Source organism: Paeniglutamicibacter sp. Y32M11 (assembly GCF_019285735.1).
Taxonomy (GTDB): domain Bacteria; phylum Actinomycetota; class Actinomycetes; order Actinomycetales; family Micrococcaceae; genus Paeniglutamicibacter.
Window position 1 is genome coordinate 558984 of record NZ_CP079107.1, and the last position, 21384, is coordinate 580367.

18 protein-coding genes, 1 tRNA gene and 3 riboswitches are annotated in these 21384 nt (G+C 59.5%); of the genes, 15 read left to right on the forward strand and 4 right to left on the reverse strand.

Features of this window, described 5'->3' with window-relative positions; genetic code table 11:
* Positions 1–24: 24 nt before the first annotated feature.
* From KUF55_RS02520 to KUF55_RS02570, 11 genes are all read left to right on the forward strand, one after another.
* Positions 25–744 carry a metal-dependent transcriptional regulator gene (locus tag KUF55_RS02520; protein ID WP_218817888.1) on the forward strand — a complete coding sequence of 240 codons (720 nt, stop codon included), beginning with the start codon at positions 25–27 and terminating at the stop codon, positions 742–744.
* Positions 745–801: 57 nt separating this feature from the next.
* A riboswitch (cyclic di-AMP (ydaO/yuaA leader) is annotated at positions 802–985 on the forward strand.
* A gap of 3 nt (positions 986–988) precedes the next feature.
* Positions 989–1996, forward strand: coding sequence for a M23 family metallopeptidase (locus KUF55_RS02525; RefSeq protein ID WP_255557250.1), 1008 nt, complete (start codon positions 989–991; stop codon positions 1994–1996).
* A gap of 119 nt (positions 1997–2115) precedes the next feature.
* Positions 2116–2276, forward strand: a riboswitch (cyclic di-AMP (ydaO/yuaA leader).
* Positions 2277–2281: 5 nt separating this feature from the next.
* On the forward strand, positions 2282–3211 hold the full coding sequence (locus KUF55_RS02530; protein ID WP_132362395.1) for a C40 family peptidase: 930 nt from the start codon (positions 2282–2284) through the stop codon (positions 3209–3211).
* A gap of 300 nt (positions 3212–3511) precedes the next feature.
* Complete coding sequence (locus KUF55_RS02535; protein WP_132362394.1) at positions 3512–4009, forward strand: HNH endonuclease; 498 nt, start codon at positions 3512–3514, stop codon at positions 4007–4009.
* Positions 4006–4674 carry a molybdenum cofactor guanylyltransferase gene (locus KUF55_RS02540; protein ID WP_218817889.1) on the forward strand — a complete coding sequence of 223 codons (669 nt, stop codon included), beginning with the start codon at positions 4006–4008 and terminating at the stop codon, positions 4672–4674. Before KUF55_RS02535 ends, KUF55_RS02540 begins: the two co-directional genes overlap by 4 nt.
* Before the next feature lie 15 nt (positions 4675–4689).
* Positions 4690–4968 carry a DUF6457 domain-containing protein gene (locus KUF55_RS02545; protein ID WP_132362391.1) on the forward strand — a complete coding sequence of 93 codons (279 nt, stop codon included), beginning with the start codon at positions 4690–4692 and terminating at the stop codon, positions 4966–4968.
* A 5-nt stretch (positions 4969–4973) separates the two neighbouring features.
* The gene (locus KUF55_RS02550) at positions 4974–6173 is read left to right on the forward strand and encodes a molybdopterin molybdotransferase MoeA (RefSeq protein WP_218817890.1); all 1200 of its coding nucleotides are present in this window, start codon (positions 4974–4976) and stop codon (positions 6171–6173) included.
* A gap of 66 nt (positions 6174–6239) precedes the next feature.
* Positions 6240–7139, forward strand: coding sequence for a formate dehydrogenase accessory sulfurtransferase FdhD (gene fdhD, locus KUF55_RS02555; RefSeq protein WP_218817891.1), 900 nt, complete (start codon positions 6240–6242; stop codon positions 7137–7139).
* Entirely contained in the window at positions 7139–9460 is a 2322-nt protein-coding gene (locus KUF55_RS02560; protein WP_132362388.1) for an FdhF/YdeP family oxidoreductase, read from the forward strand. The genes fdhD and KUF55_RS02560 overlap by 1 nt, the downstream gene beginning before the upstream one ends.
* A gap of 260 nt (positions 9461–9720) precedes the next feature.
* On the forward strand, positions 9721–10236 hold the full coding sequence (locus KUF55_RS02565; RefSeq protein WP_218817892.1) for a putative immunity protein: 516 nt from the start codon (positions 9721–9723) through the stop codon (positions 10234–10236).
* Between the two features lie 648 nt (positions 10237–10884).
* Positions 10885–12741: an ABC transporter ATP-binding protein gene (locus KUF55_RS02570; RefSeq protein ID WP_218817893.1), complete on the forward strand. Its 1857-nt coding sequence runs from the start codon at positions 10885–10887 to the stop codon at positions 12739–12741.
* A 17-nt stretch (positions 12742–12758) separates the two neighbouring features.
* On the opposite strand, the gene KUF55_RS02575 is transcribed toward KUF55_RS02570, so the two are convergent.
* On the reverse strand, positions 12759–13160 hold the full coding sequence (locus tag KUF55_RS02575) for an NUDIX domain-containing protein (protein ID WP_132362383.1): 402 nt from the start codon (positions 13158–13160) through the stop codon (positions 12759–12761).
* A gap of 212 nt (positions 13161–13372) precedes the next feature.
* Here KUF55_RS02575 and KUF55_RS02580 point away from each other — a divergent pair, with 212 nt between their 5' ends.
* Positions 13373–14602, forward strand: coding sequence for an ROK family protein (locus tag KUF55_RS02580; protein ID WP_218817894.1), 1230 nt, complete (start codon positions 13373–13375; stop codon positions 14600–14602).
* A gap of 478 nt (positions 14603–15080) precedes the next feature.
* Here KUF55_RS02580 and KUF55_RS02585 read toward each other — a convergent pair.
* Together KUF55_RS02585 and KUF55_RS02590 are read right to left on the reverse strand one after the other, a co-directional pair.
* Positions 15081–15154: transfer RNA gene (locus tag KUF55_RS02585), tRNA-Arg, on the reverse strand.
* 94 nt (positions 15155–15248) lie between these two features.
* Complete coding sequence (locus KUF55_RS02590; RefSeq protein WP_218817895.1) at positions 15249–15893, reverse strand: hypothetical protein; 645 nt, start codon at positions 15891–15893, stop codon at positions 15249–15251.
* A 73-nt stretch (positions 15894–15966) separates the two neighbouring features.
* Between KUF55_RS02590 and pcrA the strand changes: the two genes are divergently transcribed.
* From pcrA to sucD, 3 genes are all read left to right on the forward strand, one after another.
* A complete protein-coding gene (gene pcrA / locus KUF55_RS02595) occupies positions 15967–18375 on the forward strand; it encodes a DNA helicase PcrA (RefSeq protein ID WP_218817896.1) in 2409 nt (802 codons plus the stop codon).
* Between the two features lie 247 nt (positions 18376–18622).
* Complete coding sequence (gene sucC, locus KUF55_RS02600; RefSeq protein ID WP_218817897.1) at positions 18623–19792, forward strand: ADP-forming succinate--CoA ligase subunit beta; 1170 nt, start codon at positions 18623–18625, stop codon at positions 19790–19792.
* 16 nt (positions 19793–19808) lie between these two features.
* Positions 19809–20711: a succinate--CoA ligase subunit alpha gene (gene sucD, locus KUF55_RS02605; RefSeq protein WP_218817898.1), complete on the forward strand. Its 903-nt coding sequence runs from the start codon at positions 19809–19811 to the stop codon at positions 20709–20711.
* Between the two features lie 112 nt (positions 20712–20823).
* On the opposite strand, the gene KUF55_RS02610 is transcribed toward sucD, so the two are convergent.
* Positions 20824–21108 (reverse strand): hypothetical protein, encoded by a 285-nt coding sequence (locus KUF55_RS02610; RefSeq protein ID WP_132362373.1) that lies wholly within the window; start codon positions 21106–21108, stop codon positions 20824–20826.
* 22 nt (positions 21109–21130) lie between these two features.
* Positions 21131–21263: riboswitch (SAM riboswitch) on the reverse strand.
* Positions 21264–21384 lie beyond the last annotated feature (121 nt).

Here is a 21384-nt window from a genome sequence, read left to right on the forward strand (position 1 = left end):
TCGACCCATGCGGGAGCTGCACACGTGTCTGACCTGATCGATACCACCGAAATGTATTTGCGTACCATTCTTGAACTCCAAGAAGAGGGCGTTGTTGCCTTGCGCGCACGTATTGCTGAGCGGCTTGGGCATTCCGGGCCAACGGTCTCGCAAACGGTGGCCAGGATGGAACGCGACGGGCTGGTCATTGTGAATACCGATCGCCACCTGGAACTCACCGAACAGGGCGCTGCCCTCGCCACCGGCGTTATGCGCAAGCATCGCCTTGCCGAGCGCCTTTTGGCCGATGTGATCGGACTTGAGTGGGAATTCGTCCACGAGGAAGCCTGCCGCTGGGAGCACGTGATGAGCGAACGCGTTGAGCAGCGACTCTTCGCCCTGCTCGGCCGACCAGATGTCTCCCCCTATGGAAACCCGATCCCGGGGCTCGAAGCCCTCGGTGGTCCCGGTTTCGCCGAAATCTCCGTACGTGTTCAGAATCTCGATTCCGCGCTGTTGGATGGCAACGTGGGACCCGTTCGAGTCGAGCGACTTGCCGAGACCATTCAGGTGGAACCCGAACTGCTCGTACAGCTTGATGAGGGCGGAATTCGCCCCGGTGCCCTAGTCACGCTGGAACGGGCCGGAGAATACGTGGTGGTCCGCGTTGAAGGAATTGACGGCGCGTTGGAACTTCCCACCGAAGTTAGTGCCCATGTATTTGTCCGTCGCTTGGATGATAACGGAATTGTAACTTTGGTATAAATCCCGGTAGTGTTGCACCTTGGATTGCACTAGGCAATCTCTCTTGATCCGGTTCGCATAACCCTACCGGCGGATCTGGGAGCATGGATTTCCGGTAGGGGCGGAGGACCCATTCAACCGTTGCATGGCTTTTGGCCATGGATCTTGGGGTGAAGTCGAGTCCGCTTTGGTGGGCACGGCCGAGTTGATCTCATGACTCGAATCCGACAGCTAACTTCGCAGGCGATACATGAGAGGTTGTCATTTGACACAGCAGCACACTTCCGGACGTCGCCGTGCGCCCGGGGCAGTTGATGCTTCACCTGTTGAAGAATCGCTAGACCAGATTGTTGAATCCGCACTCAGCGGCGAAAGTTCTTCCCGTTCATCCGGCCGACGCGCATTGAGCGTAGTCCCTGAAGCCGTCGATGCATCGGACGCAGCACAGTACATTGGCCGCCGCTTTAATGCGGCGCTGCGCTACGGTGCCCTGCCCGATCAGGCAGAGATTGCCGCCTCCGAAATCGTCGTACTGCCCTCGGCTGTTATCGAGCCGGCCCCGTTGCCTACCGGCTCAGATGAGATGGACAATGTTCTGGCGCTCGCGCCGGTCAAGAAGCATTCTCGCCTTGGTTTCGCGCACAAGCTCGCTGCTGTTGCTGCGGTTTCGGGTCTGGCGTTTGCTGCGGCGACTCCCGGTCAGGAAACCGAAGAGCTTGCCGCCGACACGCAGCGCGTGGCCGAGTCCGTCGTTGTTGACGTCAAGGCCCCGGCCAGTGAAGAAGTTTCCATTGTTCGGGCATCGGTGACCAGCAAGTTCACCAAGGAAGACAAGCTGGCGACGGTCATGACCGCAGCCGGTGGGGACGTTACCAAGATTGCCACCTCTGGTGTTCTGGCCCAGCCGGTTGACAATGTTCGATTGACCTCGCGATTCGGATACCGCAAGAATCCGACGGCAGCCGGCTACATGAACCACAATGGTCTGGACTACGGAGTTCCCCTGGGCACGCCGGTCAAGGCCGCTGCCGCAGGCATCGTCGTTCAATCGGAACTCGCCGGTCACTCCGGTTACCGCGTGGAGATCGACCACGGCAATGGTTTGCACACCAGCTACAACCACAACTCGGTCTTGAAGGTAAAGGTCGGACAAAAAGTTGAGCGTGGCGACGTAGTTTCTTTGAGCGGTAGCACGGGCAACTCAACCGGCCCTCACCTGCACCTTGAGGTCATCGTCAACGGCCAATGGGTCAACCCCGAAGCCTGGTTATAACGACAATTGTCACCGTTCCGTGATCAGAACGTGACTTTTGGATTCGCTTCATATATTCTAGATACGTGACCAGGGATCAACCCTGTTCACCGCCGCGGGAAGTGCCGAGCACTGCCAGCCCACGGTGTCCGTTCAAAACTCGTTTGGCAGTGGCGGGGGACCCACTTTCGGTTTCCACACAGGAAGCCTTGGGGTTAAGTAGTTCGGTCTAGGGACCGGATTGCCGAGTGACTCCCACTCGAACCCGACAGCTCACCTCGTAGGCATCAGGAGAGGCAATACCACGTGACTACACGTCAAGCACTAGGCCGCCACCGCGCGACCGCAGTTCGGACCAACCCACTAGAGTCCATCTCGAAGGCAGTCGCCTCGAACGCTGGATCGGTTGGCCGTCAGGCAGCAGTAATTGCAGCCGCATCAGGTCTCGTACTGACCCTCGGTGTTCCGGCAGCTCAGGGAAATGTTTCCCGCGAAGCAACCGCCGTTCCCGTTGAAGGCCTCTCCGCAGAGCGCGTCGCCGTCAAGGCAGTTTCTGTCTCGGCAAAGCAGAGCAAGGATCTGACGATCGAGCGCGCAGCGTTCACCTCTAAGCCGGCACCGGCTCCCGTAGTTGTCGCCGTGGCCAATGAGGTCACTGCCCAGACTTCCTCCAGCTCGAACTCCACCGCACCGGTGACGCGTTCCAGCTCGAATGCAACCTCAAACTCGAACTCGACGTCAAACTCGACCTCGAACACGAGCTCACGCTCCACTTCGAACAGCGATTCGGATGCCTCCGCACCGGTCACCCGCTCGAACCGCGAATCCTCCAGCGAATCGTCTTCAGCTGCTGAAGCACCGGCCGCCAAGAGCGACTCGGTCAACACCGCAAACCTTTCCGGTATCGCGGCAACCGCAGTCAAGTACGTTGGCGTTCCCTACGTATGGGGCGGCGGCTCACCGTCGGGTTGGGATTGCTCGGGCTTCGTAGCTTACGTCTACGCCCAGAACGGCATCAACATCTCACGCGGCACCTCTGCCATCCGCGCATCGGGCCAGTTCGTTCGCACCAGCAGCCCCAAGCCGGGCGACCTGGTCTTCCAGAACGGTGGCGGTCACGTTGGCATCTACCTCGGTGGCGGCAAGATGATCGGCGCTCAGAACCCGACCGTTGACACCATCATCCACGATGTATCGCGCAACCCGCTCTACGGTTACTACACCCTCAAGGGCTAATCGAAAACTTCACAAATCCCCGGTTGATCTCATTGGATCAACCGGGGATTTGCGTTTAACCCGAGAATCGTCGACTTGACGAACTGTCGCTCGCTGAGCTTTGCTCGCCGCCTCGATGTACACCAGGGGAAATTTTGGTGGCTTTTTAACCAGATGCCCCCAAATGTGCGCAAAAACCTGCTTTCTTGTTTTAGGCTAGGGCACAGGAGCCAAAGCCGAGTGCCGCGTGCGCCGACGTGAGGGATTTCCGTTGTGAACGGGTCCCTTAGTTGCGCCGGGTCAGGATCTAAGGATGCGCCCATGCGAACCCTAGTACTGAATGCAGGATTTGAACCACTGGCGGTTGTTACTTTTCGCCGGGCGCTGCTCCTTGTCCTCACGGGGAAGGCCACCGTCCTGGCAGATGACGACCGCGACCCCATCATGGGGGTCAACCAGGTCATGCCACGACCGACGGTGATTCTCCTGAACCGCTACATCCGCACACCGTATCGAAATGTCGCCCACGTTTCGCGACGCGGAGTGCTCCGCCGTGACGGTCACAGCTGCGGCTACTGCGGACGCAGCGCCAACACGATTGACCACATCACCCCGCGTTGCCGCGGGGGAGAAGATTCATGGGAGAATTTAGTGGCAGCCTGCCAGAGCTGCAATAGCGTCAAAGCAGACCGGACGCTTGCGCAACTCGGCTGGAAACTACGGTTCGCCCCCAGCAGACCGCGTGGTGCGCAGTGGTTCATCACCGAACTCGAGCGCCCCGCAGAAGCATGGAGTCCCTTCTTACGGAGTGCAGCATGAAATATGATGCGATCATCGTGGCCGGCGGCCGCGGATCACGCTTGGGCGGCGTCAGCAAACCCCTCCTTGAACACCATGGCGAAACGCTACTCGAGCATTCGTTAAATGCGGTACGTGAAGCCCAAAGCATTGCCGTGGTGGGTGCTCACGCATTGGCCGAAGCGGTCACCCGGTACATGGATTCTGCACCAGATTACCAACGCGTGGTCATCACCCGCGAGTACCCCAGCTTTGCTGGACCTGCCGCAGCAGTGGCTGCAGGACGTGCCGCGTTGGACGATGGCCCAGATGACGAGGACGCGCAGCAAGCGAATCAGCCCTCGGCACTCACCGTTGTTTTGGCGTCTGACCTCTTAGACCCGGGACCGGTAGTCCAAGCCCTGCTGAAGGCAACGCTGAATCCAGCCCCGGGCACCGAAGCGTGGGTCCCGCAGGATGCTGCCGGAGTTTTGCAGACGCTCTCCTGCGCAATCCTTACCGATTCTTTGCGTCGCGCCATCACGGTGGCTTCGGAACCGCGGGGAAGTCTTGAAAATGCATCAATGATGCGTCTGCTTGCTACAGTGCAGATGGAGCGACTGAAGCTTCCCGACGCGGACTTCAGTGACATCGATACGCCCGGGGACGCCGGGCGGCACGGCATAGCGGTGGCCAACGGCCACTGACAAGGAGAACACAGCATGCAGGAAGCCCAACTTGAACAATGGGTTAGTGAACTCTTGGCCGCCTTTGAACTCACCGATACCCAGGTTGACATCGATCAGGTGCTCTCTCTGGCAGGGGTTGCCGCGCACACCATCGTAAGGCCTGCCGCCCCGCTGACTACCTACCTCGCGGGGTACGCGGCAGGAATGGCCGTGGGTAGCGGCAAGGCCAGCGAAAAGCCAGCCATGGATTCGGCCGACACCTTGGTTCGCGCTGTACTTGCGGCTCGCACCGCCGACGCCGACAACGCCTAGTCTCCATGGAAGAACACGGTTGGGAAGCCGCCCGCGCACGTGCCCATCAGCTTGGCTTAGGCATCGCAGGTACCTCCGAAGTTTTACCCCTGGATCGAGCTGCAGGTCGAATTCTCGCGGTTGACCTGCGCACCAAGTATCCGATGCCGCACTGCGCCACGTCCGCCATGGACGGATACGCGGTAAACGGTACCGGTCCGTGGCTGCTGCTCAAGGCCCACGCCACCAACCCCGGAAGCGGCCGCGAACCGGTACTGGGCGCGGGTGAGGCCAGCGCAGTGGTTACCGGATCCCTGATTCCGAGTAACACTACCGCCATCCTGCGTTCGGAACACTCCACTCTGGTTGGCAGCGTGCTGAGCGCAACTCGCGAGCTTCCCTACGGCGCGGACATTCGAGATGCTGGCAGGGAGGCGAACACCGGTGAGCTTCTGGCTCCTGCCGGCACACTACTGCGTGCCGGAGTCATCGCCACCGCTGCTGTGGCCGGGCACGACGAGCTGGAGCTGAGTTCGCCGCCCGTTGTGCATCTGGTCTTCACCGGGGATGAGGTCATCACCTCCGGATTCCCCGCCCCGGGACAAGTCCGCGATGGGTTTTCCCCGGTGCTCCCACAAATCATCACTGCATTGGGCGGAACAACCGGCAGTAGCGTCCGGATCGGAGACACGCTGGAGCAAACTATCGAGGCGATTGACGGTGAGCAGGCTCGTGCCTCATCCCTGATTATCACCACCGGAGGTACCGGATTCTCGGAGCGAGACTTCGTGCGGGCAGCAGTACGTGAGGTCGGCGGGGCTGAAGTAATTTCCTCCATAGCCATGCGCCCGGGACATCCCTCGATGCTCGCCACGCTGCCGGGTGATCGCCTCCTGGTGGCGCTTCCCGGGAACCCGCTGGCCGCCTTGATGGCTGTGGCCACGTTGGTCGACCCCATTCTCCGCGCGGGGTGTGGACGCCCGCTCGCAACGCTACGCAGCGCACAAAGCGCCGTAGAATTTGCACCATTACCGGGGCGGCACCGGCTCATCCCGGCACGCTGGGTCCCGGATGCCACCGGCACCGGGCCCGACGCGCTGGCACCGGCCGAACACATCGGATCGGCGATGCTCCGTGGCTTGGCATCAGCAGATGCCATCATGGTGCTGAGCCCGGAAGGTGCCAAAGCGGGCGAACCTATCAACTACCTTCGGTTACCTTGGTAATGGTGGGGAACCACAAAAACTCCGTGAGCCGGCAAAAACCGTAACCACGGGAAGGGACTAGAAATCATGGGACGAAGAATTGCTCGAAGGCGCATCATCCGGGCCACGATCGATGGCGCTCGTATCCCGCGCGAGGAAAAGATTGCCGTCGAAGAACCCCTGGAGATTCGATTTAACGGCACCTCCTTCACTACCTCCATGCGCACTCCCGGTGATGATTTCGACATGGTCGCAGGTTTTCTGTTGGCCGAAGGCATCATCAGTCGCACCGAACATCTGGTCTCCATGCGCTATTGCGCCGGGACCGATGAGGATGGCAATCAGACCTTCAACGTCATCGACGTGCAGGTTGGCTTCGGTGCCACCGCACCGGATCTCTCCGCGGCCCGTCACGTCGTGACGTCCTCTGCCTGCGGAATTTGTGGCACCAACTCCATTGATGAGGTCTCCAAGAAGTCGTCGTACGCGCTTGACCCCGCATCCGGTCATCTCTCGGTCCAGACTCTCTTGGGTCTTCCTGACACCCTGCGCGATGCACAATCATTGTTTTCCGCCACCGGGGGAGTGCACGCCGCGGGCCTGTTTACTACCACCGGCGAATTGCTGGTGCTACGCGAAGACGTGGGACGCCACAATGCCGTGGACAAGGTGATTGGGGCGGCGCTGCGCGAGCGCAGACTGCCGCTGCATGACACGGTGTTGCAGGTATCGGGCAGGGCATCGTTCGAACTCGTCCAGAAGGCAGCGATGGCAGGGATTCCGGTGCTCAGTGCCGTCAGCGCGCCGTCGTCACTTGCCGTTGAATTAGCCGAAGAAACCGGGTTGACGCTTGCCGGATTCTCCCGGGGTAGTACGGTGAACTTGTATACGCATCCTGATCGAGTGATTTCCGGCACTAACGTGTCTACCATCGCTCCGAGGAAGCACCCGAAGTCAGCACTCACGCACGCCCTTGTGGAGGAATAATGCACCGCCCAGCCCCAACTCAGGACATCAATGAAGATGATCTGAAAGTCACGGAACCCAAACGTAGCGCCGCCGGCGTGAAAGCGGTCATGGTGTCCTTAGAACGAGGATTCGCCGCAGCGGGTGTTAGCCGAACCGTGCGTTCAATGCTGCGTATTAACCAGCGCGGTGGCTTCGATTGCCCCGGTTGCGCCTGGCCCGAATCCATCACCGGCGCGCGCAAGCCCGCGGAGTTCTGCGAGAACGGTGCCAAGGCCATCGCCGAGGAAGCCAGTGCGCGTACCGTGACCCCCGAATGGTGGGCCAAACACCCGATCAGCGTGCTGCGTGAAAAGACCGAGTATTGGCTTGGTTCCCAGGGGCGGATCACCGAGCCCATGATCATCCGCGAGGGTGAGAGTCACTACACGCCCATCACCTGGGCTCAGGCCTTTGCCACCATTGCCGAACACACCAATGCCACCACCCCGGATAAGTGCGTGTTCTATACCTCTGGCCGCACGGCAAACGAAACAGCCTTTATGTACCAGCTGTTGGCTCGCTCGGTGGGCACCAACAACCTGCCGGACTGCTCAAATATGTGCCACGAATCTTCTGGCTCTGCGTTGAACCCCACCATTGGTATCGGTAAGGGCACCGTTTCCCTTGAGGACTTCGAGCACGCCGAACTGATCTTTGTTATTGGTCAGAACCCCGGAACCAACCACCCGCGGATGCTCTCGGCGTTAGCCGACGCGCGCAAGCGCGGAGCCCACATCGTCGCGGTTAACCCGTTGCCGGAGGCCGGATTCTTCGGATTCAAGGATCCCCAGACCGTCGGTGGCATGCTTGGGCACCACGACGACATTAGTGATCACTTCCTGCAGATCAAGGTCGGTGGGGACCTGGCACTCTTCCAAGCCTTTGGACACCTGATCTTCGAGGCCGAGAACAACAACCCCGGCACGGTGATTGACGTGGCGTTCATCGATTCGATGACCGACGGTTACGCGGCCTACAAGGAGGCACGCTCCACACTCGATTGGGAAGCCACCGAGGAAGCCACCGGATTGACTCGCGCCGAGATCACCACCGTGGCCAACCTGCTGATCAAGTCCAAGGCGTCCATCTTCTGCTGGGCGCTGGGACTGACCCAGCAGCCGCACTCGGTGCCGACGCTGAAGGAAATTATCAACCTGCTGCTCGTGCAGGGAAACTTCGGCAAGCCGGGCGCCGGTGCCTGCCCGGTCCGTGGCCACTCCAATGTCCAGGGGGATCGGACCATGGGGATCTGGGAGAAGCCAGGGGAAGCATTGTTGGCTTCCCTCGATGCGGAGTTCAACATCACCTCCCCACGCGCTCACGGGTATGACTCCACCGATGCGCTTGATGCCTTCGAACAGGACACCGTTGACGTATTTGTCTCCATGGGCGGAAACTTTGCTCTGGCTAACTCGGAGACCGAGATCCTGGAAGCCGGTATGCAGCGTGCCAAGCTGACGGTACACATTTCCACCAAGCCCAACCGTTCCCACGTGGTTCACGGTCGTACCTCGCTCATCCTGCCTACTCTGGGACGAACCGACCGAGACGATAAGCACCCCGGTGGTGCCCAGTTCCTCTCGGTGGAGGACTCCATGTCGGTGGTCCACTCCACCCAGGGGCGGCTCACGCCGGTGTCCGAACATCTCTTGGCCGAACCGGTGATCGTTGGCCGCATGGCACAGGCGATCCTCGGTGACGAGCACCCGGTGGATTGGAAATCCATGACCGAGGACTACGACGTCATCCGTGATCACATCTCTCGGGTACTACCGGGCTTTGAGGACTTCAACAAGCGGGTACGCGGACGCAACGGTTTTGTTCTGCCCAACCCGCCACGCGACACCCGTTCCTTCGCCACCGACATCGGCAAGGGGCGATTTACCGTCTCGCCCTTCGAGGCGCTCTCGGCTCCCGCCGGTCACTTGATCTTGCAGACCATGCGGTCCCATGACCAGTACAACACCACGTTCTACGGACTGGATGATCGGTACCGCGGCATCAAGAACGGGCGACGGGTCATCCTGATCAACCCAGATGACCTAAATGAACTGGGACTCGAAGACAAGGCTCTGGTCGATGTGATCTCCACCTTTGGCGGTACCGAACGCCGCGCGAACCGTTTCCGGTTGGTCTCATACCCGACGGCCAAGGGTTGCGCCGCGGCGTACTACCCCGAGGCCAATGCGCTGGTGCACCGGGATCTGGTGGCCCGAGAGTCCAACACCCCCGGGTTCAAGGCCATGACGGTGCGCTTTGTACCGCACGAATTGGCTCCGGGTCCGACGCTGGACAGTTAGGGATTCATGACACGGCGGTCGCCGCCGCCCCAAAACCGGTGGCGGTGACCGTAGCGAGCGCATCTTATGACACTCGCGCGGCGTCGCGATGGCCGGCTAAGGACCGCGGCGTTAGGGTGCAGACCCACCAGATCTCGGGAGCATCGCAGTTCGGGTGGGCCCTGCTGCAGAGCTCGGACTCCTGTCCTGCGGCCTCTGCAGCAGGGCCCGGCGCCTTTTGGTGATGCCAACACAAGGTTCTACCGGCGTAGGCTGGCCGCATGATCCTTCCCGCGGTTCGTGACCCTCGGCTGGTGAGCGTCCGCCGTGGTGGGACGCTCACCGAAACAGACCACCGTCTTCTAGCCATCTGGGCGGCCAGGTGTGCCGAACACGTGCTACCGCTATTCGAGCAATCAAATGGCGAGGACAAACGACCTCGTATTGCGATTGAAGCGGCACGGACGTGGGCACGCGGCCAAGCGAAGACGATGGACACCCGTGCGAGAGGCGGGCACGCAATGGGTGCAGCGCGACCTCTTCGCGGAGCAGCTCGTTTCGCCGCGTACGCAGCCGGTCAGGCTGCCTGTGTCGCTCACGTAGCTGAACACGATCTTGGTGCCGCTGCCTACGCGATCAAGGCGGTTCAGGCAGCAGCACCCCGGGGCAAAGAAAAGGAGGCGGGCCAGACTGAGCGCGATTGGCAGCGCAGACACATTCCGGGTGGTCTTTATCGTCTCGTCCTCGAGGACCAAGCCCGCCGCAACGACATCTGTTGGTCTGTGTTCAGCGACTGAAACTTCGCCCAATCACTTTGCCCGGTATCGGGTTGCCTTCCCTATGCGGACGTCACGGCGAAGTACGGAAGGGTGTGGACACCGCTGCTGTCGAGTATTGCATTTGATCCGTGCGCGGAAACCGCCTTTTGCCGGTCGCTTTGTCCCGACCTCGCAAGGGCCAACGAAAGGCCGCGGGACATGAAGAGAAGTATCTCCTCAGACATCCCGGACCCAGAAAACGATTTTGCCTAACTGGACCGTCGTAGCGTGCGCCCGACCGCCTCACCTCGGATTGCTGACTGAACCACGCCCATGGCAGGCGGCATGGTCGTTTCGAGGAAAGTCACAACCTCTGGTTTAGACGACGAGGCCAGATACGGCTACTCGGCCACTTGGCGTTTGGGATATCGCGGAAAATATGCGGCCAAGCACCCGGCTGTCGCCCAAAAAAGTCATTGCTGGATAGCCGACGTGACTAACTCCGGCTGAGAAAAACCACCAACATCACAGTGCTCCTGCGCGAGGGACGGGAAGAATTTATCGCCGCAATCCGTTATGAGGTTGGCGGGGTAGAACTGACCGCAAGACTATGATCATTACTTCCGGTGCCGGAGGATTCACTTCGTGGCGCTGCACAACAAGTTAGCTGGATGGCGAGTACACCTCATGAGTATGGAAAACGTAGCCTGGCATTCGTTATGGCGAATGACCGGCGACAATAAGGGCAAGGCATATGCCGAGACGACCCCGCGGCGAGTTCTCGCCTTCGCCTCCAGTTATAAGAACCGCCTGTTGGTTTTTGTGCTTTTCTCGGTATTCTCCGCAGTTCTTGCCGTGATCACCCCGGTGCTCGCTGGCCGCGTGGTAGATGCCATCGTCGCCAACAGTGGTGTGCGGGCGGTGGTAAATCTGGCGGTCATCATTGCCATCGTTGCCGTTCTGGACGTTGGGGTTTCCCTGGTGGTGCGCTGGTATTCATCGCGGTTGGGTGAAGGAATTATCTTTGATTTGCGCACGGCAGTCTTCGACCACGTGCAGAAAATGCCCGTAGCATTTTTCACTCGCACCCGGACCGGTGCGCTGGTTAGTCGGCTGAACAACGATGTCATCGGTGCCCAAGCAGCATTCGCCGGAACGCTTTCTGGCTTGGTATCCAATACGGTGGCGCTGGTGCTCACCGCCGGCGTCATGTTCTCCACCTCGTGGCAGGTCACAGTGCTGGCGCTGATTTTATTGCCCGTTTTCCTCTTTCCGGCACGCAGGTTTGGCAAGTCGCTTGCCATGCTTCGCAAGGAATCCGCTGACCTTAACGCCTCGATGGGCACCCAAATGACCGAGCGATTTTCCGCGCCCGGTGCCACCCTGATCAAGCTCTTTGGGCGCCCCGCAGACGAATCGATGCAATTCGGGCTCCGTGCAGGACGAGTCCGAGACATTGGGGTGAAGATGGCGATGCGGCAGTTCTTCTTCGTCTCAATGCTCACGTTAGTTGCCGCGTTGGCCCTAGCCTTGGTCTACGGACTCGGTGGGGTATTTGCGATGCGTGGGGAATTGGCGGCCGGTGACGTCGTGGTATTGGCCATGCTGCTGACCCGGCTCTACGCCCCGCTAACCGCTCTGGCCAACGCTCGAGTGGAAATCACCAGTGCGTTGGTCAGCTTTGACCGCGTCTTTGAGATCCTCGATCTGAAACCGCTGATCACCGACGCTCCTGATGCCCGAGTATTAGACGCGGGACCGGTGGCCGTGAAGTTCAATAACGTCTCCTTCGCCTACCCCAGTGCGGAAAAGGTGTCACTTGCCTCGCTTGAAGATGTCTCCGTACTCGACACTCGTGGTGGGGAAACGGTGCTTCACGGTATCGACTTTGAGATTCCTGCCGGCTCGACGGTGGCGCTGGTCGGATCATCCGGAGCCGGTAAGTCAACCATCGCCTCGCTGCTGGCGCGACTATACGACGTTGATTCTGGAAGCGTGGAGCTCGCCGGCGAGGACATTCGTCATCTCAAACTTGATTCGCTGCGCTCAACTGTTTCCATGGTCACTCAGGATGGGCACCTATTCCACGAGACCATCGGTGCCAACTTACGCCTCGCCCGGCCCGAGGCCAGCGATGAAGAAATCTGGCAGGCGCTACGTAGGGCCCGACTCGAGCCAACCATTGCCTCGCTGCCAGATGGACTAGACACCGTGGTGGGGGAGCGGGGCTACCGACTTTCCGGTGGTGAACGCCAGCGCATGACGATCGCTCGGTTGCTGTTGGCCGCTCCTCAAGTGGTGATCCTCGACGAGGCCACCGCCGCGTTGGATTCGGCTAACGAAGCTGCCGTACAGGCGGCACTCGCCGAGGCTCTGGCCGACCGGACCGCTTTGGTGATTGCCCACCGGCTCTCCACCATCCGCTCGGCCGACCTGATCCTGGTGATCGAGGACGGACGCGTTGCCGAACGTGGAACCCACTCCGAGTTGATGGCGGTCCGTGGGCGCTACGCAGAACTGCACGATACGCAGTTCGCCCAGTAGCAAGGCTAACGCTGGGCCTATAAGCCGAGTAGGCCCGGCAGCACCTTGAACCGCAGAAGCGGGGCAATGTCCTCCCGTTCCATAGCCTCGGCGGGGTCTAGCCACATCATGGCTTCGATTTCGGCCTGGATATTTGGTGCAGCCTCGGTGCGCGCAGCAAAGAGGTGGGCATGGATGTCGGTGTCCGCCTCATTGGCCGCGGCACCCTTCCAAAGGCCCATCGAAATGACTTCGTCAGGCGCAAAAATTAGGCCAGTTTCTTCCTGAACTTCACGCAGCACTGCGGACAGCGGGGCTTCTCCGGGCTCCAATTTTCCGCCGGGTTGCATGAACACGCTTGTGCCGCGTTTACGGACAAGGAGGATGCGTCCAGCAGCGTCTAGAAGTTGTAGGGCAGCGATGGTGAGAATCTTTGGCACAACTTGAGCTTAACAACCGTCATTGCACGGGTGCGAATGATAGCGTGCTGTGTGAACAGGCTTTCATAAACGCGTTTATCCAAATAAGAGTTGGATACTGGTAGGTAACTAAACCAGTACGTGATGTGAGATGAACCGCAGTGGTCATTGGGGACACTGCGGCTCGGATAAGGCCGTGGGGGATCAAATGTGGATCTACAAATGGAGAATTGATGCAGCGGGGCACCAACTTAGGTCGACTCGGGGATTTTAATCAGGCGGTCATCTTTGAATCGATCCGTAGGGCAGTAGACGGGGTGAGCCGTGTCGAATTGGCTGGCTCCACCGGTCTCTCCCCACAGACGATCTCAAATGTTGTTCGACGCCTTCTTGACGAGGGGCTCGTCAGGGAAGACCGTACGATCGTATCCGGCCCAGGCAAGCCGAGAACCGTTCTGGAACTCGAAGCCAGCCGCATGGTTGCCGTTGGCATCCATCTGGACCCGGGGGTCATCACCGTGGTGATGCTGAACCTCCGAGGGGAAATCATGCACTCGCGTCGCCTTGATATCCCCGCTGTGGAAGTTCCGGAAAAGACTATCGAAACCATGGCTCGCACCGTGGACGAGATCATTTCCATGGCCGGTGTGCCGCGCTCCAACGTGTTGGGTGTCGGTGTTGTCGTTCCTGGTCCGCTGGATCCAGTCCGCGGTGTCATGACCAATCCGCCGCTGCTTGATGGCTGGAAAGACGTTGACATGGTTGAGCCACTGCACCGCATGCTCAAGCTCGATGTTCTCATTGAGAAGGACACCATTGCCGCCTCCATTGCCGAGCAGTGGAAAAGCAATGAAGCCGAGCGCGACAATTTTGTCACCATGTACATCGGTGCCGGAATCGGTGCGGGAATGGTCCTCAATGGTGAAATCCACCGTGGCATTAGCGGCAATGCCGGCGAAGTAGGACACTACTCCACTGGGGTTGTCGCTCACGACTGCGATATTTGTGGTCGAAATGACTGCCTCCATGCGGCACTTGCTTTCAGCAAGTTCGCACAATTAGCACGCGAGCGTGGACTGGACCTGACGGTGCCGGATGATGGCTCCGTGGCAGAACGCGCCGCGGGCATCGCAGAGCTTGTCAGGCTGGCGAAGTCCGGCAATGAGGCAGCGGTGGAGATCCTCCGCGATCGCATGGGACTTGTCGGCCAGGTGGCCGGTCAGCTCGCCAATACCTTGGACATCGGCCTCATCATTTTCGGTGGACCGTTGTGGGCCGAGGTAGGAGAACTGTGCCTTGAGGATGTGAGTTCAATCATCAACGAGAGATTCATTTCCAAGAATGTTCATGCCGTAGAGGTCAGGTCGTCGAGCTTGGGTCACGAAGTCGGCGCCATTGGTGGCGCATGCGTGGTTATGGATGCGAATTTGTCCCCGAAGGCTGCTGCCTTGTTGCTGCGCTAATCGGCGCATATTTGCGACAATGGGCCGTTCGATGACGCTATCGAACGGCCCATTGTCATACCTACTCATGAGTCAGTTGACAAACTTTCTCTAATGGATTTAGATGACCGTTAAGAGTTGGTAGTAATTAAGCTGCCCACCGTGGTTTGCGTGAAGTCTTGTCTTGACCGCATATGTAGCGCGTGGGGGAACGGCAGGTTGATTGCTGGGGAGCTAGCTCTTATCGCCGTCGACCGGTGCCGTAGGATGTAATGGGAGTTATCCCACGGTTTCACCGGTCGACGGCACCTTTATTTTAAGGTCGTTTCAGCGCTCTAAACCCGCCATCGCCGCGGATTTAGCGACGCTTGCGTAGTGGGACAGCAGACGCTTACCTGGGCCAGCCATTTTACTTGCGGCATAGGCCTTATATAGATCGGAAAAGTCGATCTAAACAACGAATGACCTGCACGTATGCGCAGGTCATTCTTTTTATTTGTGCCCCTGACCGGAATTGAACCGATGGCCTACTCTTTAGGAGAGAGTCGCTCTATCCAACTGAGCTACAGGGGCTGGCTTCGTCAAAACGATCCGTGTCAATCCTAACGGCATTTTGATGAAGCTTGGTAAATCTCGAGCAGCGTGCCGCGCGTTATCTGCTTCGCTGCTACAGGAGTCCCTTTTTGGAAAGTTCCCACTTTTCACGGAAGGTACGGACGAACGACGCAATGATTACGCCGACGAGTATCGCTGCGGTGGCAAAGAATAGAATCCATCGAGTCGTTGTCAGCGTTGAAGCCAAGGACACAGCGGCAGGATCCAATGCGCCGGTGAACAGAACATCAATGGCACGGTTCTCCCACAGGTCAACGATGGCGAAGATTACGGGGAAGGCCCAGAGGAACCAGCGAGCGGGACCTCGGTGGGTATTGATGTTCACGGCCAACATGGTTACGAGGGCAAAAAAGAGCGGAAAGAGCATGCCTGCGGTCTTATGGACGTAGTTCAATTGGCCAATAGCATCGGAATCCATGGCTTGGCGCAACGCCTCGATATGTTCCACCGTGTAGCCGCCGATCATTTGATCGGGCATGACCAAGCTGTTGGACAGATCGGTCATCTGGGTCAATACCAGCAGGTGGTAGTACCAAAAGAGGAAGAACACCACGACAACACCTGCCACCAGGATCAAGTTGCCGTTGCCGGCAGCCTTTTCTGGTGAACGTTGCGTCGAGGCGTTGACCAGCGGAGCGGCCTCGGCTGCGGGGGTGGGACGGTAATACTGCTTCGTTTTCTTCTTTGACTTGGCCATGACCCCAATTATGCCGCTTTAGACCGGCTGTTCGGCCAACCCGTGGTTCAGCCACCGTAGACTAGGGCCCATCATGGATTTTCTTTTCGATGACTTCGCTGCACCTGCTGAAGCCCCACACCTGCCCGACGCCCAAGAGCTGCTTGCCGGGCTGAACCCCCAACAAGAACAGGCCGTCAAGCATGCCGGTTCCCCGCTGCTGATCGTTGCCGGCGCCGGATCTGGCAAGACTCGGGTCCTGTCGCACCGTATCGCCTATCTTTTGGCAACGGGGCGGGCTCGCCCGCATGAGATCCTCGCCATTACGTTCACCAACAAGGCTGCAGCGGAAATGCGTGAGCGAATCTCGGCATTGGTGGGTGAAGATGTGGCCAAGAAGATGTGGATTTCAACCTTCCACTCTTCGTGTGTGCGCATTCTGCGCCGCGAAGCGGCTTCCGTCGGACTGAAATCAAGCTTCTCCATTTACGACTCGGCCGATTCCCTGCGCCTGATCACGATGGTTGCCAAGGGGCTGGAACTGGATCCCAAAAGATTCGCGCCCAAGGCGATGTCCCACAAGATCTCCGCGCTGAAGAACGAACTCATCGACGATGAGCAATACGCTTCAACCGTTGCCAGCAATGATCCGTTCGCGTCGGCCGTTTCGCAGGTATATCGCGGATACACCGAACGCCTGCGCGCCGCGAACGCGCTAGATTTTGATGACCTGATTGCCCATGTGGTCAACGTCTTCCGGGCATACCCCGCGCTGGCCGATAACTACCGGCGCCGCTTCCGACACGTGATGGTCGACGAGTATCAGGACACCAACCACGCCCAATACTCTCTGGTCCGTGAATTGACCGGGCCCGACGGACCGACACCCGGTGGCGAACTGACCGTGGTGGGCGATTCAGACCAGTCCATTTATGCGTTTCGTGGCGCCGACATCCGCAATATCGTGGAGTTCGCCAAGGACTACCCGGACGCTGAAACCATCAAGCTGGAACAGAACTACCGCTCAACACAAACCATTCTCTCGGCCGCCAACGAGGTCATCAAACGCAACCCGGGCCGACAAGAAAAACGCCTTTGGACGGCCGAAGGCGACGGAGAGCAGATCATCGGCTACGTGGGTGAATCCGAATCCGATGAGGCTCGTTGGATTGCCGATGAAATCCTGCGGCTGAATGATGAGGACGACATCCGCCCCGGCGATGTCGCCATTTTCTACCGCACCAACGCACAGTCGCGTTCCCTCGAGGAACAGCTGATGCGTGTGGATCTGAAGTACAAGGTCATCGGTGGCACCAGGTTCTATGACCGCAAGGAGATCAAGGACGCCTTGGCCTACCTGCGGGCGCTAGTTAATCCGGACGACGACATCAACGTGCGCCGAATCCTCAACGAACCCAAGCGGGGGATCGGAGACCGTGCGGAATACGCCGTTGCCGCCCTAGCCGAACGTGAACGCATCTCCTTTATGGCTGCCCTGCGGCGTGCCGATGATGCTCCGGGTCTTGGCACCCGCGGGCTGAACATGGTTGGCGCGTTCGTGAAAATCATCGATGACCTAGCCGTCGTGGCAGATGGCTCGGGGCCCGCGGAGGCTCTTGAAGCGGTGCTGGAGCAGACCGGATACCTGGAAATGCTGCGCTCCTCCTCGGACCTGCAAGACGAGTCGCGCGTGGAAAACTTGGCCGAGCTGGTGGCAGTGGTGCGGGACTTCGTGAAGGAGAATCCGGAGGGTACGCTGATCGACTTCCTGGAGCGCGTAGCTCTGGTGGCCGATGCCGACTCCATCCCGGAAGCACCCAACGACGCCGAGGGTGTGGATATGGCGAGGCGCGAAGGAATGGTGACTCTCATGACACTGCACACGGCCAAGGGACTCGAATTTCCCGTGGTATTTCTCACGGGTATGGAACACGGAATTTTCCCTCATCAACGTTCCTTGACCGATGAAAAGGAACTTGCAGAGGAGCGCCGGCTGGCCTATGTGGGATTGACCCGCGCCCGGCAACGCCTCTACCTCACGCGTGCCGAGTACCGCAGCCTCTGGGGTCAATCCCAGGCTAATCCGGCGAGCCAGTTCCTGGAGGAAATCCCCTCCAACCTCGTTGATTGGAAGCGGGAGGGGATGAAACGGTCCAGCCTAGATTCCTTCGGTGGGCGCAATAGCTTTGCTACCAGCCGCTATGAGTCGGGCTCCTATTGGGGTGCGGGTTCTGGCTCGAGCACCAGTACCGGCAGATTGTCGGGTGCGCCGGAGATTCATCAGCTCAAAACCTCACCGACGGCTCGGGCCCAGGGACGGGTCCAGCCGAACAAGGAGATCATTGCCCTGAATGTCGGGGACAAGGTCGATCATGGAACCTTCGGGCAGGGTGTTGTACTGGCGATTGAGGGTGCGGGGGACAAAACTGTGGCCAAGGTTAAATTCGCCGAGGCGGAAAAGCGATTGCTGCTTCGTTATGCCCCACTTACGAAGCTTGACTAGCACGTTCTTTGCCAAGTGGTGGACGGTGCCCGGTGCTTGTGAGGCGCCCGCATCAACACCGGCGTGATGGGGGTCACCCACCCTTATTCTCTACGGTGCGTAGAACTGTGTCATTGGCTCCGAAAGCGTTAGGCTGAGGAAGGAGCCCGACCTTTCGGGTGGGGCTCTTCCCCCTCAACGCATGGAACCGTGCTTACGGAGCCGTGTCTTGAGTCAGCATAGACTTCGACAAGAAGGACACAAGCCCGTGGACCTGTATGAATACCAGGCGCGCGATATGTTCGAGTCCCACGGTGTACCCGTGCTGGCCGGCATCGTTGCCTACACACCTGAAGAAGCCAAGGCCGCTGCCGAGAAAATCGGTGGCGTCGTGGTTGTTAAAGCCCAGGTAAAGGTCGGAGGCCGCGGCAAGGCCGGTGGCGTCAAGGTCGCAAAGACCGCCGACGAAGCTTTCGCCTACGCAACTGACATTCTCGGTATGGACATCAAGGGCCACACCGTGAACAAGGTCATGATCGCCCAGGGCGCCGACATCGCCGAGGAGTTCTACTTCTCCGTGCTGCTGGACCGCGCAAACCGCAACTACCTGGCCATGTGCTCGGTTGAAGGCGGCATGGAAATCGAGGAACTCGCCGTCGAGCGTCCCGAGGCCCTGGCCCGCATTGCCGTTGACCCGGCCGTTGGCATCGATCAGGCCAAGGCCGACGAAATCGTTGCCGCTGCAGGATTTGCACCGGAACTGACCGCTAAGGTTGCCTCGGCAATCCTGAAGCTGTGGGACGTCTTCACGAAGGAAGACGCAACCCTGGTTGAGGTCAACCCGTTGGTTCTCACCGGCGCCGGCGAGATCGTTGCCCTCGATGGCAAGGTCTCCATCGACGAGAACGCCGAGTTCCGCCACGCGGATCACGCTGCTCTTGAAGACAAGGATGCCGCCGATCCGCTCGAGGCCAAGGCTAAGGCCATGGACCTGAACTACGTCAAGCTTGACGGCGAAGTTGGCATCATCGGTAACGGTGCCGGCCTGGTCATGTCGACCTTGGACGTTGTTGCCTACGCTGGCGAAAACCACGGCAACGTGAAACCCGCCAACTTCTTGGACATCGGCGGTGGAGCTTCCGCCGAGGTCATGGCCGCAGGCCTCGACGTCATCCTGAACGACGAGCAGGTCAAGTCGGTGTTCGTCAACGTCTTCGGTGGCATCACCGCTTGTGACGCCGTCGCCAACGGCATCGTCGGCGCACTGAACACCTTGGGTGCAGCGGCCAACAAGCCGCTCGTTGTTCGCCTTGATGGCAACAACGTGGAGGAAGGCCGACGCATTCTTGCCGACGCCAACCACCCGCTGGTCACCCTGGCCGCAACCATGGACGAGGGCGCCGACAAGGCTGCCGAGCTCGCCAACGCAGCGAAGTAAGTAGGGATACGCGAACATGAGCATTTACCTTAACAAGGACTCCAAGGTCATCGTTCAGGGCATCACCGGTGGCGAGGGTACCAAGCACACCGCACTGATGCTCAAGGCCGGCACCAACATTGTCGGTGGCGTGAACGCCCGCAAGGCCGGCACCACCGTGACCCACGGCGAAAAGAACATCAAGGTTTTCGGTGCAGTTGCCGAAGCCATGACCGAGACCGGTGCGGATGTTTCCATCGTTTTCGTTCCGCCGGCATTCACCAAGGATGCAGTTGTTGAAGCCATCGAGGCAGGCATCGGCCTGGTCGTTGTCATCACCGAAGGCGTTCCGGTACAGGATGCAGCCGAGTTCTGGGCCCTGGCCCAGTCCAAGGTTGACGCCGAAGGCAACCAGGTCACTCGCATCATCGGCCCGAACTGCCCCGGCATCATCACCCCGGGTGAGTCACTGGTTGGCATCACGCCGAACAACATCACCCAGAAGGGCCCGATCGGCTTGGTCTCCAAGTCCGGTACCTTGACCTACCAGATGATGTTCGAACTGCGCGACCTGGGCTTCTCCACCGCCATCGGCATCGGCGGCGACCCGGTCATCGGAACCACCCACATCGACGCCCTGGCTGCGTTCGAAGCGGACCCGGAGACCAAGGCCATCGTGATGATCGGTGAAATCGGCGGCGACGCCGAAGAGCGTGCAGCCGAGTACATCAAGGCCAACGTCACCAAGCCGGTTGTTGGCTACGTGGCTGGCTTCACCGCTCCCGAGGGCAAGACCATGGGCCACGCTGGCGCCATCGTCTCCGGCTCGGCCGGTACGGCTCAGGCCAAGAAGGAAGCACTTGAGGCTGCCGGCGTGAAGGTCGGTAAGACCCCGTCGGAAACCGCAACGCTGCTGCGCGAAGTTTTCGCCGCACTCTAAATCTCTAGAGCGCACCATTGGGTGGCGGTCACCGGGTTGATTATTCAACGTTGGTGGCCGCCACTAGTGCGTTGTGAGGCGTTTGGCCTGGTCTAGGGCCAAGAATTGGCGCTTAGGGGTGCAGCCGAAAGAAGGAGCTGCCGACCAGTTGGTGCGCACCGGGCAGCAGAACGACAAACAGCTCGGGATTAAACTGAACCTCCACCGGTCCGCGACCGGCCAACGCGTCGGTGAGTTTATGTGGGGCATAGGCCTCGAGTACCCATTCGGTGGGACCCGCACCAATGTGTAGCAGGCCGGTATCTCGGTCGAGATCAAGCCATGCGGTGATCCAGTCACCGGCAAAACGCGGCAAGAGATTGTTTGGTGAAGCGGTGGTCAGGGTCGGGCTGTACATGATGCGCACGCGTCCTCAGGGTCAGTTGTTCTTGCCCCGGTGTGCGGAAATGCGCGCCAAGGCCGCTTCGTCATCCGAACCACCCGCCGTGCAACTATGGGGTTGGTAACTGACTGGTCGGAGCCTTGCCTATGCGGCAGTCAGTATTCGTGAAGCTATAACCAGCCTACGGTGAAGCGCGGATATTTCGCCACCCCGGCGGTCCGGGCGCAACAAACGGTCATTTTTCTTCGGGCCCCGCACTCACCTATGGGGCAGAAGTTCTTGACTCATGCG

What these genes read in the sequence shown, in the direction of transcription:
- KUF55_RS02535 (WP_132362394.1), top strand. Translation starts at nt 3,512, where the DNA reads ATGCGAACCCTAGTACTGAATGCAGGATTTGAACCACTGGCGGTTGTT.
- KUF55_RS02540 (WP_218817889.1), top strand. Translation starts at nt 4,006, where the DNA reads ATGAAATATGATGCGATCATCGTGGCCGGCGGCCGCGGATCACGCTTG.
- KUF55_RS02545 (WP_132362391.1), top strand. Translation starts at nt 4,690, where the DNA reads ATGCAGGAAGCCCAACTTGAACAATGGGTTAGTGAACTCTTGGCCGCC.
- KUF55_RS02550 (WP_218817890.1), top strand. Translation starts at nt 4,974, where the DNA reads ATGGAAGAACACGGTTGGGAAGCCGCCCGCGCACGTGCCCATCAGCTT.
- fdhD (WP_218817891.1), top strand. Translation starts at nt 6,240, where the DNA reads ATGGGACGAAGAATTGCTCGAAGGCGCATCATCCGGGCCACGATCGAT.
- KUF55_RS02560 (WP_132362388.1), top strand. Translation starts at nt 7,139, where the DNA reads ATGCACCGCCCAGCCCCAACTCAGGACATCAATGAAGATGATCTGAAA.
- KUF55_RS02565 (WP_218817892.1), top strand. Translation starts at nt 9,721, where the DNA reads ATGATCCTTCCCGCGGTTCGTGACCCTCGGCTGGTGAGCGTCCGCCGT.
- KUF55_RS02570 (WP_218817893.1), top strand. Translation starts at nt 10,885, where the DNA reads ATGAGTATGGAAAACGTAGCCTGGCATTCGTTATGGCGAATGACCGGC.
- KUF55_RS02580 (WP_218817894.1), top strand. Translation starts at nt 13,373, where the DNA reads ATGCAGCGGGGCACCAACTTAGGTCGACTCGGGGATTTTAATCAGGCG.
- KUF55_RS02590 (WP_218817895.1), bottom strand. Translation starts at nt 15,893, where the DNA reads ATGGCCAAGTCAAAGAAGAAAACGAAGCAGTATTACCGTCCCACCCCC.
- pcrA (WP_218817896.1), top strand. Translation starts at nt 15,967, where the DNA reads ATGGATTTTCTTTTCGATGACTTCGCTGCACCTGCTGAAGCCCCACAC.
- sucD (WP_218817898.1), top strand. Translation starts at nt 19,809, where the DNA reads ATGAGCATTTACCTTAACAAGGACTCCAAGGTCATCGTTCAGGGCATC.
- KUF55_RS02610 (WP_132362373.1), bottom strand. Translation starts at nt 21,108, where the DNA reads ATGTACAGCCCGACCCTGACCACCGCTTCACCAAACAATCTCTTGCCG.